Origin of the sequence: Paenibacillus wynnii, assembly GCF_030812855.1 — a bacterium.
Lineage (GTDB): Bacteria > Bacillota > Bacilli > Paenibacillales > Paenibacillaceae > Paenibacillus_AQ > Paenibacillus_AQ wynnii_A.
In genome coordinates this window covers 98225-113918 of record NZ_JAUSTK010000010.1, presented here as the reverse complement: position 1 = coordinate 113918, position 15694 = coordinate 98225, and the positions used below count along the sequence as shown (strand labels likewise).

The following is a 15694-nucleotide window of genomic DNA, read 5'->3' as shown; positions in this document are numbered from 1 at the left end:
CTTATCGAGTTATTTAGCGGGAGTATTTCCCTCTAAATGTTGATTATAAGGTTATATTTATGATTTATAGGTAAATTTTCCCTCTAAACTTTATTTCCCACGGTTGTCCTACATGAACACCTAATTATTTTCGTATGGCTGCTCTCGGCTCGAAGTCTAAACGTTCGCCGTTGGTTGGCGTAGCTATTTCATTTGTAAGTATAATTTCAGAATTAGCCTGCTCTTTCACGGTATTCCTCTATTAGAGCTGTCCCGGCCACCGCCGGGATAGGCAGATTCAAAGATGGCGTTTTTTTTGTGATTTTAGAAAAAATTGTAGAAAAATTCCCCACTTAAACAACGGTCCGTTCGCGGAGCGTCCTCACCAAGCTAAACGTTAATCCTACTCAAATAAAATAAGGATTGACCCAAGTAGCCATTTCATGGCTTTTGGATCAATCCCGTTTGATAGCAGCCTGAACTTTGGTAGTGCCCCTTTAATCCTCTAAGCGTCTAACCCTTTGCTCCAGCCTGTTAATGCGTTGAATTTGACGATCCAATTCAGCCTCAATTACTCTATATTGACGTTCCAACCGCTCGACACGCTGGGCCAAGCCTGCACCGGGTTGCGGTGAGGGGCCAGGGCCTGGAATCGGTATCGGAAACGGATATCCGCCAGGTGTGGGGATAATCAAGCTCTGGCCCAAATAAATATAATTTTGATTGGTCAAATTGTTTGCTCGCAATATCGCATCCACGGTAACGCCGTAACGGGCAGCAATGGACCAAAGGGTGTCGCCGGGTTGAACAATGTGATTCATATACACATCTCCTCTAAAGTAACTTTCCTACCCCATATATATGCCTAGAATAGGCGGATCGTCAGGTACAAATGCCTATATTCGAGGCCGCTGAAATAATTGATAAATAACCATGATGCCCTACCCGAGGTAGGTTGGATTCATGGTTTATTCGTTCGTTATGTGAAAGATGCAACACTACATGAAACAAGGTATAATTTGGGATAACGACTTATGGAAGCGGAACCAAAACTATGATCATCCGAAAGAGAGGCACAATTATGATAAGAGCATCTGAAGATAATGAATATTATGAACTGACGAGTCCGACGATTCTTCCGAAGGCTTCAGGGTTTTTATGGAATGAAAAGATGATGATTCATATGAACTGTCGTGGCTATGCTGTAGCGCAGTTCATGCAGCCGGAGCCTGGAAAATACTCTTATGCGCCGAATCTGGAAGCCAAGACCTTTATGCAACCGGAGCAGCCTTATTATGCCCATCATCCCGGCCGTTTTGTGTATGTGAAGGATGAAGTGAGTGGGGAGATTTTCTCAGCGCCTTATGAGCCTGTTCGCGTACTTCCCGATAAGTATACGTTCTCTGTAGGAAAACATAATATTGTATGGAAGATTGAACATAATGAACTTTTAATAGAAATGTGTCTGAGTTTGCCTAAAAATGATCCAATGGAGCTTTGGTGGGTGAAGGTGACGAATCTCTCAACAAAGAAACGGAAGTTAAGTATTTATCCTTATTTTACGGTAGGTTATATGTCTTGGATGAATCAATCCGGGGAGTATAAGGAAGATTTACAAGGGATTGTTTGGTCTGCGATTACGCCTTATCAGAAGTATCAGGATTATGAGAAAATCAAGAACCTGAAAGACAAAACATTTTTGCTGGCAGATCAGGAGCCTTCCGCATGGGAAGTGAATCAGGAAGCTTTTGAAGGAGAGGGCGGTATTCCATCACCGTCAGCGATCCGAGGCGAAATATTGACCAAAGGGGAGTCGCGGTACGAATCGCCGGTTGCTGTCCTCCAATATAGAAGCGAAATGGAACCGGGTGAAGAGAGGGATTATCGGTTTATCTTTGGTCCGGCCCATGATGAGGAAGAGATCGATCAAATTCGCCGCCAATATTTCAGAGATACGAATGCCGGAGGTCAGGATGGTTTTGCTCTAGCTGAACAGGAATATGCTGATTACGTAAGTGAAGGCAGAGGCTGTATTGAAATTCAGACACCGGATGCGGATCTCGATAATTTTGTGAATCACTGGCTGCCGCGGCAGATGTATTATCATGGACAGACGAACCGTCTTACAACAGACCCTCAGACCCGGAACTACCTGCAGGACAATATGGGGATGAGCTATATTAAACCGGAGGTTGCCAGAGCTGCTTTTCTTACGGCGTTAAGCCAGCAAGAAGCTAGCGGAGCCATGCCGGACGGGATTATTTTGCATAAAGATGCGGAGCTGAAATACATTAATCAAGTCCCTCACACGGACCATTGTGTATGGCTGCCCATTTGCTTAAGCACTTACTTAGATGAGACGAACGACTTTACAATATTGGACGAGAGGGTTTCTTTTGCGGATAGTGAGGAATTGGAATCTGTCTTCGAACATATCAATCGGGCGATGCACTGGCTTATGAAGGATAGGGATGAGCGGGGTTTGAATTTCATTAATCAAGGCGATTGGTGTGACCCGATGAATATGGTTGGCTACAAGGGAAAAGGCGTTTCCGGGTGGCTGACGATAGCAACCGCGTATGCTTTTATGATATGGGCGGATATATGCGAAAAGAGTGATCGGCTGAATATAAGCGGGGAATTCCGCTTAGCGGCGGATGAAACGAATGCCGTAGTCAATCAATATTTGTGGGACGGCGATTGGTATGCACGGGGAATAACGGATGATAATGTGGTCTTTGGTATTAGTAAGGATCAAGAAGGTCGGATATTCATTAATCCACAAGGGTGGGCACTACTGAGCGGAGTTGCAGATGAAGAGAAACAACAGAAACTGATCCAAGCGGTTGAGGAACAATTAGAAACCCCGTACGGTGTTGAAAAGCTGGCGCCATCCTTCACATCTATGCGGGAGGATGTAGGCAGAGTAACGCAGAAACATCCGGGAACCGCTGAGAACGGGGCCGTGTATAATCATGCTGCAGCCTTTTATATCTATGGCCTTTACTCCGTGGGAGAGAAGGAGAATGCTTATCGGTTACTTCGGAAGATGCTTCCGGGGCCGGACTCTCCAGTCATTTATTTAACGAACTTTATCCAGAAGTCCCCTTCCTCAAAATGCGCAGCATCTAGGTAGGGGATGAATGGCTTTTTTTTGTTCCAGAACGGAAAAATAAAAGAAAGTAATGGAAAAAGTATGTATGATTTTGATATACTTAGATTACAAACATACGTTCTGGAGGTGGCAATACATGTTGCTTAATTATAAATACGAGATTTTTCTAACTATTGAACAACAAGAAATGTTGAATTTATGGCTTGCATGGTGTCGTCAAACCTACAACAGTGCGTTGTTAGATAAAAGTAACCGGTATAAAGGAACAAAGAAAATTCTTTCCCGTCAAGAACTGCAAAAAATGCAGGTTGAAGATAAAAAGAAGTATGCATTTCTAAAGGAGATGCCTTCTCAACCTCTTCAAGAAGTTTTTTTTCGTCTTGAAAAAGCATTGGAAAAGTTCTTCAAAAAAGAAGCGAAATATCCGAAAATCAAGAGTTCGAAGGATTATTGTTCGCTTACTTTTACTCAATTTGGCATGGCTAAACAACACGATAAAAAATATAACAAGACACGCACCGTTAGACGCGCTGCGTCTTTAGGTTGTAAAGGTTTGCTCCAAATCTCTGGTTTGGGGCTCATTTCAGTAAACTGGCATCGCAAACTCGATGGAAAAGTGAAACAATGTATCATTAAACGCCAAGGAACACGTTGGTATGTTATTTTTTCTGTGGAGAAACGGAACGTTTCGAATACTGAATTGGATGTAAGCAAAACAACAGGTATTGATGTTGGAATTAAGAAATTCGCGGTTCTCTCGAACGGCGAAGAAATCGAAAATCCAAAATTTTTACGTAAATCCGAAAAGAAACTGAAACGTCAACAACGTCGCCTCTCGAGACGAAAAAAAGGCTCGAAAAACTGGAAGAAACAACTGGTGAAGGTACAAAAGATTCATACGAAGGTGGCAAACCAACGAAAAGATTTCCTTCACAAACAAAGTTTCAACCTTGCTCGAACCTATTCCGTTATTTGCGTGGAAGACCTTAAAATCAAGAACATGATAAAAAACCGGCATCTCGCAAAATCCATCGCAGATGCCGGTTGGGGAATGTTCCGTAGTTTCCTCAATTATAAATGTGAAAAGAACGGTGGTTTACTGGTTAAAGTTAAACCTCATTTCACCTCTCAAAAATGCTCTAACTGCGGCAATATGGTCAAAAAATCACTATCCGTTCGCACTCACATCTGTTCCAAGTGCAGAACTATTCTTGACCGTGACCATAATGCAGCTATTAATATTGAAAAAGAAGGGCTAAAACAAGTATCTCCTTTAGCCTCCTAATTTGTTTGATTATACGTAGGGCGAGGTCCCGTCCGAATTTACGCCTGGGGAGTTATGTAAGACCTTTAGGAATACTAAAGGCAATAACGTTGAACCAGGAAGCCCACACTTCTAAACCATAGGTTTAAGTGGCGGGAGGTTCACTACAGGCACGGTTCCGTGGGTATACCGCTGTCTGATTGACGGCCTATTCGGAGTACAAGGGACTAAGGAAGGACTTCAAGTCAAGCCGCAGCTTCCTTCGGATTGGCAAGAGGCTAAGGTTAAACGTATATTTAGAGGCGCAGAACTGCATATTGATATGAAGCGGGATTCTGGCGTTACAACTGCAGAAGTGTACGTCAATGGGAATTATATTGAAGATGGGATCATTAAGGATTTGAAATCAGATGCTGAATATACAGTGTTGGTGAAAATTCCGTCCTAGAAGAAATAGACTCGAAAAGAGTTGGCTGGATGCGATATCCACCGGCTTTTTTCGTTGCATAGTATTAGAGCATAGAGAGGCAGGTTGAACGCGATGAACCCAATAATCAGGAACCAAGTAGAGACTGAACTTCAGAGCTTCGTTGGTGAGGAAATCTATATTCACAGTGAGGCTACTTCGTTTGTCTTCGTTCGCAATTTCAAGGTAAAAGTAACGGCTGCCTTTATCGCCGGAGAAGGTTCCTATCGGGTTGCACTCCAATTCGATGGGCACGGCTGGCTGCGGATGGAGGCACTCACGCATGCTGAGAGGGAGGGGAATGCCCGTCTTCTGCTGGCCGGTTATGATGACAAGGGACGAATGAATGTCGCCCTTCACTTAGGAAAGGAGCCTTTTCCGGAATGAACGAACTACATAAAGCACCATCGAAAAAACTGCTGGCAGTCTTTGCTCACCCTGATGACGAGACTTTTATCTGCGGAGGCACTCTTGCAAAATATGCAAGCGAAGGTGTCGAGATTACACTGGTAAGCGCCACACGAGGTGAAATGGGGCGTCGGATGGGCAATCCACCTTACATCAACCGAGAAACGATGCCAGCCATTCGCGAAATGGAGCTGCGCCGTGCCTGTGACACTTTGGGCATCCGGCACCTTACTTTTTTTGATATCCGTGATAAAACAGTGGAGTTTGTCGACCAGAACCGCCTAATTGGCTCCATTGCGGATATGATCCATGAAGTGGATCCTGACGTTGTCCTTACCTTTCACGAGAAATTGGGTGGACACCCGGATCATTGTGCTATCGGAAAAGCAACAACTGCCGCTTTTAAACAAACCGAACATAAAGGGTCTTTGTATTTCATTAGCTTTGGCGACATGATGAAGCAACCGGAAAGGTACGGTTATACTCCGAAGGATGTCGTTGAAATTGATGTCCAGGCCCATCTGGAGGCGAAGCTTGCTGCGTTTCGGGATCATCGTTGTCAGACTGAAATTGATGAGTGGGTATGGGAAGAAGACCAGAAAGCTTTGGCTAGATTCGGTAGTTATGAGTATTTTTTGAAAGGCAGTCCAGAGGTTGTGGGACAGCAACGAAGCGACTTATTTCTAGTAAAATGAAAACAAGCTGACGGCGAAGGAGCTTCGTTCGTCAGCCTGCCGTATTATTTTTGGACTGCTTATTTGTAGTAGGATGTCGTCAGCGGAATGAATATGCTACCGCCGTCTTTCAATTCTGAATGAACAAAGAGCGAATCAGCGCCGCTGATGTCAATCTCGAATGTCTTCAATCCTTCAGCTACATCAATGGAATCAATCTTAAGCTTAACATCATCCTGATCCTGAACGAAGAAGGTATCGATGTCTTTACCTACAGCCGCTACTTGAATGTACAGTTTTTGATATTTCCCCTTGGGATATAGCATAAACCCGCTCGATTCCTAAGGGCACACTGGACCGGATTAAAGCTTCCGTAACGGTCCAATAAAATTGCGAATGGATATCTATCCAACAAGCCTCGATCTCAAGTAATCGAGGCTTGTTTTGATGCTTTGGAGCGGATGCGGGCTTTCGTCCTGCTCAACGAAATAATAGTTTACGCCTGCTTCATTGAAGCTGCTGAAAATAGGAGCCCAATCAATCGTACCTCGCCCGACCTCCGTAAAACTCCCGCGCTCATCCATGTCCTTCACGTGAATAAGAGGTGACAAGCCTCTATAAGTGAGCAAGGTGGAATAAGGATCCAGCCCCGCTTTCTTCGCCCAATACATATCGAGCTCAAGCTGCATCACATCGGTGCCGACACCCGCAAGCAAGCGGTCGATAATTCTTTTGCCGTTCCGTATTTCAAATTCTTCCGCGTGGGGATGGTACAGAAGCTGCATGCCGCGGCGCTTGATTTCCAGACCGAGTTTTCGTAGCGAAGCGATAGACGCTTTAAGCGACATCTCATCAGCATAACTCTCCTTAAATAAGTAGGTCACGATGTAATGGATGCCGAGGGTTTGGGCATAATCGAGCTGGCTCTGCAGGTTTTCCAGTGTTAGCGGGTAGACGTGAGCAGACACGCTTCTTAAACCAAGACGTTGCAACTCCGCTTTCATCCGATCGGCTGGAATTCCGGCATATCCCCAACTGAACAACTCTACCAGCTTGTAGCCCATATCCGCCACTTTTTTTAGCGTCCCGAAGTAATCCTTCTCCAGTTCGTTGCGGAGCGTATAAAGCTGGAGCCCCGGAGGGATTGCGGTCAGCTCCCTTAGATGCGCACCGGATTTTATAAATTTCATTTCTTTCCCTCCCGCGGCTGTGCTTATTTCAAATGCCTTGCAATTTCATCCGCCGTGCGAAAAGCGAGGGCAACGGTCGTCAATGTCGGATTGGCTGTGCCGCTCGTCGGAATGACGCTGTTGTCGGCCACGTAAAGTCCGTTGACGCCATGAATCTGTCCGAATCGGTTAGTTGCCGAAGTTAAGGGATCTTCACCCATTCGACAGGTGCCCATTTCATGGATATCCGAGCCGGTAGGCAGCCGGCATACGGCGGGACCGATGTCTGATACCAGAGAGATATTCATCGCGGCTGCCGCTTTCTTTACGCCTTCATCCATTTGCCGGATGACCTCTTCGTCCCGTTCGCTATACGAAAAGTGAATGTTAAGCTCCGGCACGCCGTCTTCATCCCGCTTGGCCGGATCAAGTGAGACGTAATTGTCATAACGCGATTCAACCTGGCCGAGCGCACCTAAAACTAAATTCCAATTTTCCTGCAATGGCTGTTCGGCATATTGCACCCACGCATAATCGCCTGGCCCGACAATTTGAATTTGATAAGACCGGCCAACCTGTCCCGGTAATAAAATGCGAAGCGGACCGAGCACTTCCGGAAACTCGTTGCGGTTTACACGGCCGAAGCCTATCATCCTGGAGTGGTTGGTCATATAATGGCCGACGGCTCTTCCGTAAATGTCCGAATTCAACAAGATTTGCGCGCTTCCGAATGTGCCTGCCGACAGAACGACGTTTTTTGCGTTTAAAACGTATTTTTTGTTATCCGAAGAAATAACCTCGATGCCGACGCAGCTGTTCTTTTCCGTCAACACTTTAACGGCTCGGGCATGGATCGCCAAGTCATAAGGGCGGTTCAGAGCCTGCGCCAAAAAATGAATAGAGCTGAAAAACGGGTTCGAGTTCATGACGCCGAATTTATTGGGCGGTTCTAGATTAACGGCGAGCGGTTCAGGAGCGGCATCCGGATAACCGTTCCGCTGCAGCCGATTGAGCAGCACTTGCATGAGAGGAGCGCCTTTCGTGAAGTTTTGAGTGACGCTCAAAGCATTTTCGGCGAGGGCGTAATATTGTTCCATCTCAGGGAGCGATACGGGCCAACGCAAAATTTCGGAGATAGGCATGCGCGGACTGGTTGTGGACCAGAACAAGGTTCTGCCCCCGAGGGCATAGGTTTGGCCGGATAAATAATTGCCGATAAAATGAGCTGTGCTGGCGTAATAATCAAATACCCGGCGCTGATTCATCGTTTCGATATTTTGCGCATGCGTTGGAATTAGCAGTCCACCTCTTTCGAGAACGCCAATCCGTTTTCCGCTGTTTGCCAATTGCTGCATCAGACGCCATAGAACGGCGCCTCCTCCGGCCCCTGTGCCGACAATAAGCACATCGTATTCTTTGTGCAGCATATCGTCCAGCGAGGTTAAAGGAATCCATTGCTCGCGGGCCTTCGGATTAATAAGCTGAAAGGTGCATGGAGGGACATAAGGGAGCTTATCCGGCAAGGCTTCGAGAGGCGGAAGCTTAACCTGTTGGCCCGCAATATTCGATAAAGGGTCGGTGATATGAGGATTTAGGAAGATCAGGTCATCAACCCCGACCTTGTTTTTAAGCGCTGCCGTTCGGAGATTATCGGTATGATCAGCAATATAAATCCTCATCGTTCGCATCCTTTCCCTCATTCATCTTTCTAGATGTATATGCGGCAAGGGGGAAGCTATGAGTCAGAACAATTTTAACTTCAGAAGCCGGTCAGAGTGTCATTTTAAACTCTGTTTTATCATAACAATGGCGGTCATCACAAGAAGCGGCAAAATAAGCAGGCAATTAATCGCGAGAGGCCAAATGACGTTAACGGCCTCCACGAATTCAAGTTCAGTCGTATACAACGTATTCGACAGCAGGAAGCAGATGATGGACAGGGGGAATAACAAAAAACGGTTGTCCTTGACTTTGAATAGCCGAGACACCACGGCATTTAAGATATACAAGGATAGGCTCGCCTTCATGTAGGAGCCTACGATTAATGAAAATCCTATGACAGATTCCACCCGTTCCACAATCTCTTGAAAAGTGATCAATCGCGCAAGCTGATACAACGTATATTTGTAAAAGCCGGCCAGAGGACCCGTCACCATAATCGCACTAATGACCGAGATGACTATTGTAATGCCGTTGACGAGCAATGCCCAAAACAGGGATTTTCCGTACCGGGCATCGTCTTTTTTGCGGACATAAGGAAGTAGCATGGTAAAAAAGCCGATTTCCGCATAAGGAAATCCGTTTGCGATGTAAGCCCCATGAAGGATTGGCCCGATGCCATCCGGCATAATCGGAAATAAATATTCAAGGTGATAGTAGGGCGACACCATTATCCAAACGAGTATGATGGAGCCAAACATAGAGAATAGCAGCAAGACGAACATTCTGGCCATCACTTCGATGCCTGCGCGGGCGGTTAAGGCAGACAGAATAATAAACATGAAATGAAAGATGGGTGCAGGCGTTTGTTTCATCATTGTGCTTTTGAAAAAATCTCCGATGTCAATAACGATGTTGCTCAGCTGCAGGAAAAGGAGCAATAGGGCCGGAAGCGCAATCGTCCAGCCCAGCCATTTCCCAAACAGCTGTTTGCTGAACTCGATATAGGTAGGGCCCGGTAAGTGTCGATACAAATAGAGGATGCAGGCCAAGACGATTACGCCGCTGCACAGCGCGAGGAGCTCGGAGATCCAGGCGCCGTTACCGGCTGCGGCCGCAAGCGGAGAGGGGATGATAATTACAGCTGAACCTGTTATATACGCCAAGAACAGCATCGACAGTTGGAAAGAGCTGATGCTCTCCTTGTTATTCATGATATCCTCCCTACAAACCTTTTAGCGACTTAATAAAGAGCTTGGACGGCTCCGCGAACAACAGATGAAAGAGCTGGTCAACATTCGGCCAGACAAGATCGGCTGCATAAATAATGCAAAGATAGGCCGAAAACGCCAGTAATAGGCTATAGACGAGACGTCCCTTCTTGCTCGCCCGCCTCCATGCCGGAAGGTCGTAGGCGAGCACGGCAGCGTAAATAAGAAACATATAAACTATTTTCCCGGCCATGCGGCATCCTCCTCCAATCAATTTTCTCTATTTGGTAATAGGAGAGGCTGCGTTCAGTCCTGAATTCATGTCTGTAACGTCGATTTTGATCTCGAAGCGGACATTCGAGAAACGCTCACCCCAAGTGGGCTTCCACTTTTTCCAGAGGGTATGGTTTTTACGGTAAATTTGATTGCCTATACCGAGCGCATCGATTCGGTTTTGTTGCAGCCGTGCAAGCGTGTCTTGCATATCTTGTTCGATTTGTTGTTCGATGGTGTTCTTAAGCCGCGTTTCATCCTCACTATTTTTTAAGGATGAACAGTGCAATTCGCCAATCGAACCTTCAACTTTGGTGTCTACGTGAACGGTCACCTCTTCGTTGATGATGGAAGTGCGCAGTTTCGTGTGCAAGTTGATCACTTCGAACGCCTCCTTCTTCTTCTTATCCCCCGATTGTTCAGTGCAGGGATATTCGATAATTCCGCCCTGATATTCATTGCGAAGCATAAGCAGGCTCTCCGTCTCCTTTGACAGCAGCGTGGTTTTCATTTTACCGTCCTGCAGCAGGTAAACTCCGGCAATTACCGCGCTCTTGCTGGAAGTGCCGCTTTGGATGCGGGGGACGACCGTGACGCCTGTCTCGCTTTTCAATTGTATGGCCAGGTTAATCATGGAAAGTTTTTCGGTTTTGCCCGAATATCTCACGGTAGCCTCTTGGATCTCTCTTAATTGTTGAGCGATTGTGTTTTCGATAAACGGTTTTACATTTAAAAACGGGCTAGCTTCGCCTGAAGCGATGAGTATATAGACGGTGCCGCGAGGTTCCTGGTCTCTGGAGAAAAACTCAAGCACATCTGCGATACTTTGTTCCTTCGTGATTTCTTCTCCGATAAGAATAACGCGAATATGATCCCACCTTGCTTTGCGCCCGAGATGAATCGGAATATCCCGAATGGCCTCGAAGACGGTATCGGCGGACGTGCTAATACTAAATCCTTTTGATCCTTCTTTAGAAGATCCCGACATTTCTCCGCCGCTTGAAGGCGTATAGAAGTGAGTTGTAAGCTCTATTGCTCCTTCATCGTTCTTGTCGATCGCAATAGCCTGGACATAGCCGAATTCGCTCAATTCTCCCTTGTCCCAGCAGCCAGTTATGAGAAGACAAAGAAGCAGGGGCAAGAAGGAGGCCGCAGGTCGAATTCGCATAGCGCTTATTTCCTTTCTCTAGTCATTCGATGAAGATGCCGGTTGCGCGGCGAATGCAGCAGTATTTTCCGCGGAACGGCAATGATGATGTCCCTGAACTGCTTAATATCAAGCGGCGCTCCCGGACTGAGGTAAGGCTGGCCCAGCGGGCGAAGGCAAGACAGATGCAGGAGGGTTAGCAGGAAGCCGAACATAATACCGAGCCCCCCGAACGACGCCGCGAGAATCATATATGGAAACCTTAATACGCGGATGCCGGTCGCCATGTTGTATTGAGGAAGCGCGAAGGAGGCTATGCCGGTCAAGGCGACAACAATGATCATAACAGGCGATGCGATTTTGGCTTGTATCGCCGCTTGGCCGATGACAAGCGCTCCGACTATGCTTACAGCGGAACCAACCGGACGGGGAAGCCGAATGCCCGCTTCGCGCAGCACTTCAAAGAAAAATTCCATAATTAACGCTTCAACAAAAGCAGGGAATGGAATTCCTTCTCTCGAATCGAGAATCGCCAGCAGCAGGACCGTCGGTATCAGCTCGGAGTGAAAAGTCGATAAGGCGATATAGGTGCTCGGAAGTAATAGAGAGATGAGAAAGGAGAATACCCTTAAAATGCGGACTAGCGACGAAAAAACTGGTTTTTGGTAATAGTCTTCGCTTGACGAAAGAAACTCGAAAAAGAGACCTGGACAGATGAGTACCGTTGGTGTGCCGCTTACCATTGCAATGATTTTCCCGTCCAGCAATGCGGCAACTGCGGTATCCGGCCGTTCTGTATAACGGACCAGGGGGAACGGAGAGTAAGCATACCCGCTGATCCACTCCTCCAAATAGGACGTTTCCATTATTTCTTCTTTATCGATGGCGGAAATTTTCCGCTTGAATTCCGCTAACGTTTCGGGATTTACGGCACCATCCAAATAACCATAAGCGATGTCTCTCCGGCTCTCTTCCCCGGCCGTAAACTGTTCGAATTTGAACCGAGGGGACTTGAGCAGCGTCCTTAATAAGCCGATGTTTTTAGCAAGCTCCTCAACAGTACTGTTATGGGGCCCTTGCACTACCGGCTCTGTAACGGGTTCGCTGATTTGCCGCGACTCCAAGCCTAAGGCGTTGTAAGCGAGCGCTTTGTTCCAACAATCGAAAAAGATGACGATATACCCTTCCAAGACGTGCTGCACGGCGGAATCGAAGGTGTCCAGCACTTGTGCCGACTGAGCGGATACTCCATTATTTTCGAAAAATTGTATGACATCTTCGGGAGAGACTGCCGTTGCCGGCCCGATCTCATGCATGACGAGATCCTGCAGTGATTCCTTCATATAATTTAACTGCTTGTTTTGAATCAGTGTGCGAAAATAAACGGATAGCGCCTCATGCTCAAGGCCTGGTCCGTAATTCCACGGCAAGTACGCCATATCGCTGCAGTTTGAGAATGTTTCCTTTAGCTGCTCCTGATTGTCCGCCAATTTGGTCGCTATGGGGTGTGTTGCACTGCCTTCCGTTTGTGTTAATGCCATATCCATGAATTCCCCTTGTCATGGTGATCCGATTTCCGATTGAACGATAGGCTTCTGTTAAATCGGTAGTTTTTATTATTCTCCTGGAATGGTAATTTATACATCATATAGAAAGGGAACGAAAACCAGAGGCGGAAAGAATGATTCGGCGAAAATCGGAGCATGGGCGAGTGCAGCAGTAGCACAAGCGGTACAATCAGGTTTTATAAAAGGATATGAGGATGGCACCTTCCGTCCGGATGCAGAACTTACACGCGCAGAGATGGCCGTAATCATCGCTAAAGCTCTAGGTCAGTCTATAGAGGCCAATACTTCGACCGGTTTCGCTGATGACAATGATATTCCGGTGTGGGCGAAAGGCGGCATTGCTTTTGTAAAGCAAGCGGGCATCGTTCAAGGAAAAAGCAATAACCAATTCGTTCCTCAAGACCCTGCAACAAGGGCTGAGGCTGTAACGGTCCTGCTGAATATGCTGGTCCAAAAGAACAAGTAACAATAGAGGAGCCAGGCACCTGCTGAAATCCAGCTTGAGCTTGGCTCCTTATTGTTCTCTTCCATTTGAGTTACTAAGATTTGAAGGGTATACTTTATGAGAAATGTGATTTGGGGGGATGGAATTGCAGCTTATTAAACAATCGGAAATTCTATATAGGATCGACATACTAAAAGATCAGGATCTTTATATTCATCTTGAAATGACCACGGGAGCCTACGCGTCCCATTTAGATAGTTCCAAGCATCCAGCCGCAACGTTCATTACCAATGCTAGAATTCGATATTCCCACGGATCGATTTCCGGGAACGGACCTTACCGGGTCGGACTAAAAATGCAGCAGGGATGGGTGTATTCGGAGGGGCTGACTCACTTTGAAGAGACTGAGACTAGCCGATTGATCATGGCAGGACATGACAGTCAGGGCAAACTGATCGTATCTTTGCAATTAAGCCGGGAGCCCTTCTAATGGAAGAGGAGATGAAGACTTTAGTGGAGAATAATATTCTTGTTGTGCTGCCGCATCCAGATGACGAGGCCTTCGGAGTCTCAGGTACACTTGCTATGCATGTGCAGAATGGAGCCAAAGTCACCTATGCATGCCTAACCTTGGGAGAAATGGGCCGGAATATGGGGATCCCGCCGTTTGCTAATCGGGTAACCCTTCCGGAAATACGCAAGAAGGAGCTGGAAGCCTCCTGCCGCGCTATTGGAATACAAGATCTAAGAATGCTAGGCTTTCATGATAAAACAATTGAATTCGAGCTGCAAGAACTGCTGGATGAACGGATTGATGCTCTTCTTCAAGAGCTTCGCCCGTCGTTAGTTATTACCTTCTACCCTGGTTACAGCGTTCATCCCGATCATGATGCCTGTGGAGCTGCCGTCATTCGAACGGTAGGAAGGCTATCCGAGAAAGAAAGACCTCTAGTACACTGCATAGCTTTTGCCAAGAATCTGGAGCAATCGATCGGGAATCCGGATATTATCAATAATGTCAGAGACTTTCTGAAGCAAAAGATGTCATCCATTGAGGCACACCGCTCCCAGTTCCAAGCGGCTGAATTATTAGGAAGCAAAAAATTAAAACCAAGAGAAATTCAAGATCGTTTTGGAACAGAACGTTTCTGGACTTATTCATTTAAGTGAAGGAAGAAACAAGCGTGGACGATAAAATAACTTTCAATTCCATCGACGATTACATTGCGCAATTTACTCCGGAGGTTCAGGAGATCCTAAAGACGTTAAGAAAAGTTATTCAGGACTCTGCACCGGATGCAAAAGAGAAGATAAGCTATCAGATGCCTACCTTTGAGCTGAATGGCAATCTGGTGCATTTCGCGGCCTTTAAGAATCATATCGGATTTTATCCAGCGCCTAGAGGAATCGAGGCTTTTAAAGAGGAATTATCGGAATATAAAGGGGCAAAGGGATCTGTACAGTTTCCTATCGGAAAGCCGCTGCCTTATGAATTAATAAGCAAGATTGTTAAGTTTAGAGTGGCTGAGAATATTAAGAAGGCGGAAGAAAAAATAAAAAAGAAGAAATAATCTCATCTCATAATAAGAAGACGTCTTGTGCTCCTGCCAAAGCGTCTTTTTATCGTGCTTCAATGCGTTTTTTCAGTCGCCGTTTTTTTCATAATCATTTTGATGGCAAAATAGATGAATATAAGGCCTACTGCAAGATTCATTACCTGAATTATTAACGGTGTAACGAACGCTTGAGTCAAGCTGCCAATGAAGGCGATTAGAGTCAAAAAGAGTATAGTAGACAATAAGGCGCCTAAGCCGAATAAGTAAATTTGCTTCCGATCTAAATGTTCTTGGGCAATCTTTGTGGAGAATACGCCCGCCCAAAAAAGGATCGTAAGGGGGCTGGAAGCTGTCAGTATCAGTGCGTACACAAAAGCATTGTTTATGCCAGATAAGTCCGCAATGTTTAAGCTGGGCAGAAGACTCTTATCGAACAAGCCAATAATCATGTTCAATCCGAAAATAAACAAAGTGGCAGCGCCAAATATTTTCAAGCCTTGGTTGATATTCATTTGTTGAATTATCGAAGTCATTCCAAGAATGGCGGCCAGAATATAAAGCCCGTCGATAAGTCCCACACCGAGTGCCCCTGCCTCTGCTGCGGCAAATCCCTGCAATGATGCTGTTTGAAATATGTATAGACACACGGGGTCTACTGCAAATTGCAGCAGAATCCCAAATTTAAACCCGTTTACAAGCATATAGCTCACCCCATATAAACATAAGAGAAATCAATCGGAGTTTCAACTAAAAAGAGTGT

17 protein-coding genes are annotated in these 15694 nt (G+C 46.1%); 8 read left to right on the top strand and 9 right to left on the bottom strand.

What is annotated here, in order from left to right:
- Window positions 1-476: 476 nt before the first annotated feature.
- A complete protein-coding gene (locus J2T20_RS12420; protein WP_307588732.1) occupies window positions 477-800 on the bottom strand; it encodes a LysM peptidoglycan-binding domain-containing protein in 324 nt (107 codons plus the stop codon).
- Window positions 801-1060: 260 nt separating this feature from the next.
- Here J2T20_RS12420 and J2T20_RS12415 point away from each other — a divergent pair, with 260 nt between their 5' ends.
- The 4 genes from J2T20_RS12415 to J2T20_RS12400 all read left to right on the top strand — a co-directional run bounded on the left by J2T20_RS12415 (window position 1061) and on the right by J2T20_RS12400 (window position 5927).
- A complete protein-coding gene (locus J2T20_RS12415; RefSeq protein ID WP_307588730.1) occupies window positions 1061-3115 on the top strand; it encodes a GH36-type glycosyl hydrolase domain-containing protein in 2055 nt (684 codons plus the stop codon).
- 115 nt (window positions 3116-3230) lie between these two features.
- A complete protein-coding gene (locus tag J2T20_RS12410) occupies window positions 3231-4379 on the top strand; it encodes an RNA-guided endonuclease InsQ/TnpB family protein (RefSeq protein ID WP_307588728.1) in 1149 nt (382 codons plus the stop codon).
- 520 nt (window positions 4380-4899) lie between these two features.
- Window positions 4900-5211, top strand: coding sequence for a DUF1806 family protein (locus J2T20_RS12405; RefSeq protein ID WP_307588726.1), 312 nt, complete (start codon window positions 4900-4902; stop codon window positions 5209-5211).
- Window positions 5208-5927, top strand: a complete 720-nt coding sequence (locus J2T20_RS12400) for a PIG-L family deacetylase (RefSeq protein ID WP_307588724.1) — start codon at window positions 5208-5210, stop codon at window positions 5925-5927. Before J2T20_RS12405 ends, J2T20_RS12400 begins: the two co-directional genes overlap by 4 nt.
- A gap of 59 nt (window positions 5928-5986) precedes the next feature.
- Here the strand turns inward: J2T20_RS12400 and J2T20_RS12395 are convergent, their stop codons facing one another.
- The 7 genes from J2T20_RS12395 to J2T20_RS12365 all read right to left on the bottom strand — a co-directional run bounded on the left by J2T20_RS12395 (window position 5987) and on the right by J2T20_RS12365 (window position 12906).
- A complete protein-coding gene (locus J2T20_RS12395) occupies window positions 5987-6232 on the bottom strand; it encodes a hypothetical protein (RefSeq protein ID WP_307588722.1) in 246 nt (81 codons plus the stop codon).
- 78 nt (window positions 6233-6310) lie between these two features.
- Window positions 6311-7096 carry a sugar phosphate isomerase/epimerase family protein gene (locus tag J2T20_RS12390; RefSeq protein ID WP_307588720.1) on the bottom strand — a complete coding sequence of 262 codons (786 nt, stop codon included), beginning with the start codon at window positions 7094-7096 and terminating at the stop codon, window positions 6311-6313.
- A gap of 23 nt (window positions 7097-7119) precedes the next feature.
- On the bottom strand, window positions 7120-8763 hold the full coding sequence (locus J2T20_RS12385) for a GMC oxidoreductase (RefSeq protein ID WP_307588719.1): 1644 nt from the start codon (window positions 8761-8763) through the stop codon (window positions 7120-7122).
- 90 nt (window positions 8764-8853) lie between these two features.
- On the bottom strand, window positions 8854-9948 hold the full coding sequence (locus tag J2T20_RS12380) for a GerAB/ArcD/ProY family transporter (protein ID WP_307588717.1): 1095 nt from the start codon (window positions 9946-9948) through the stop codon (window positions 8854-8856).
- A 10-nt stretch (window positions 9949-9958) separates the two neighbouring features.
- Window positions 9959-10198 carry a hypothetical protein gene (locus tag J2T20_RS12375; RefSeq protein ID WP_307588715.1) on the bottom strand — a complete coding sequence of 80 codons (240 nt, stop codon included), beginning with the start codon at window positions 10196-10198 and terminating at the stop codon, window positions 9959-9961.
- Window positions 10199-10225: 27 nt separating this feature from the next.
- Window positions 10226-11386 carry a Ger(x)C family spore germination protein gene (locus tag J2T20_RS12370; RefSeq protein WP_307588713.1) on the bottom strand — a complete coding sequence of 387 codons (1161 nt, stop codon included), beginning with the start codon at window positions 11384-11386 and terminating at the stop codon, window positions 10226-10228.
- Between the two features lie 5 nt (window positions 11387-11391).
- Entirely contained in the window at window positions 11392-12906 is a 1515-nt protein-coding gene (locus J2T20_RS12365) for a spore germination protein (RefSeq protein WP_307588712.1), read from the bottom strand.
- Window positions 12907-12994: 88 nt separating this feature from the next.
- Here J2T20_RS12365 and J2T20_RS12360 point away from each other — a divergent pair, with 88 nt between their 5' ends.
- From J2T20_RS12360 to J2T20_RS12345, 4 genes are all read left to right on the top strand, one after another.
- On the top strand, window positions 12995-13399 hold the full coding sequence (locus J2T20_RS12360) for an S-layer homology domain-containing protein (RefSeq protein ID WP_307588711.1): 405 nt from the start codon (window positions 12995-12997) through the stop codon (window positions 13397-13399).
- A gap of 124 nt (window positions 13400-13523) precedes the next feature.
- A complete protein-coding gene (locus tag J2T20_RS12355; RefSeq protein WP_307588710.1) occupies window positions 13524-13868 on the top strand; it encodes a YojF family protein in 345 nt (114 codons plus the stop codon).
- A gap of 23 nt (window positions 13869-13891) precedes the next feature.
- Window positions 13892-14548 carry a bacillithiol biosynthesis deacetylase BshB2 gene (gene bshB2 / locus J2T20_RS12350; RefSeq protein ID WP_307588790.1) on the top strand — a complete coding sequence of 219 codons (657 nt, stop codon included), beginning with the start codon at window positions 13892-13894 and terminating at the stop codon, window positions 14546-14548.
- Between the two features lie 14 nt (window positions 14549-14562).
- The gene (locus tag J2T20_RS12345) at window positions 14563-14949 is read left to right on the top strand and encodes an iron chaperone (protein ID WP_307588708.1); all 387 of its coding nucleotides are present in this window, start codon (window positions 14563-14565) and stop codon (window positions 14947-14949) included.
- Window positions 14950-15008: 59 nt separating this feature from the next.
- On the opposite strand, the gene J2T20_RS12340 is transcribed toward J2T20_RS12345, so the two are convergent.
- Window positions 15009-15635 (bottom strand): LysE family translocator, encoded by a 627-nt coding sequence (locus J2T20_RS12340; RefSeq protein WP_307588706.1) that lies wholly within the window; start codon window positions 15633-15635, stop codon window positions 15009-15011.
- Window positions 15636-15694: the final 59 nt, after the last annotated feature.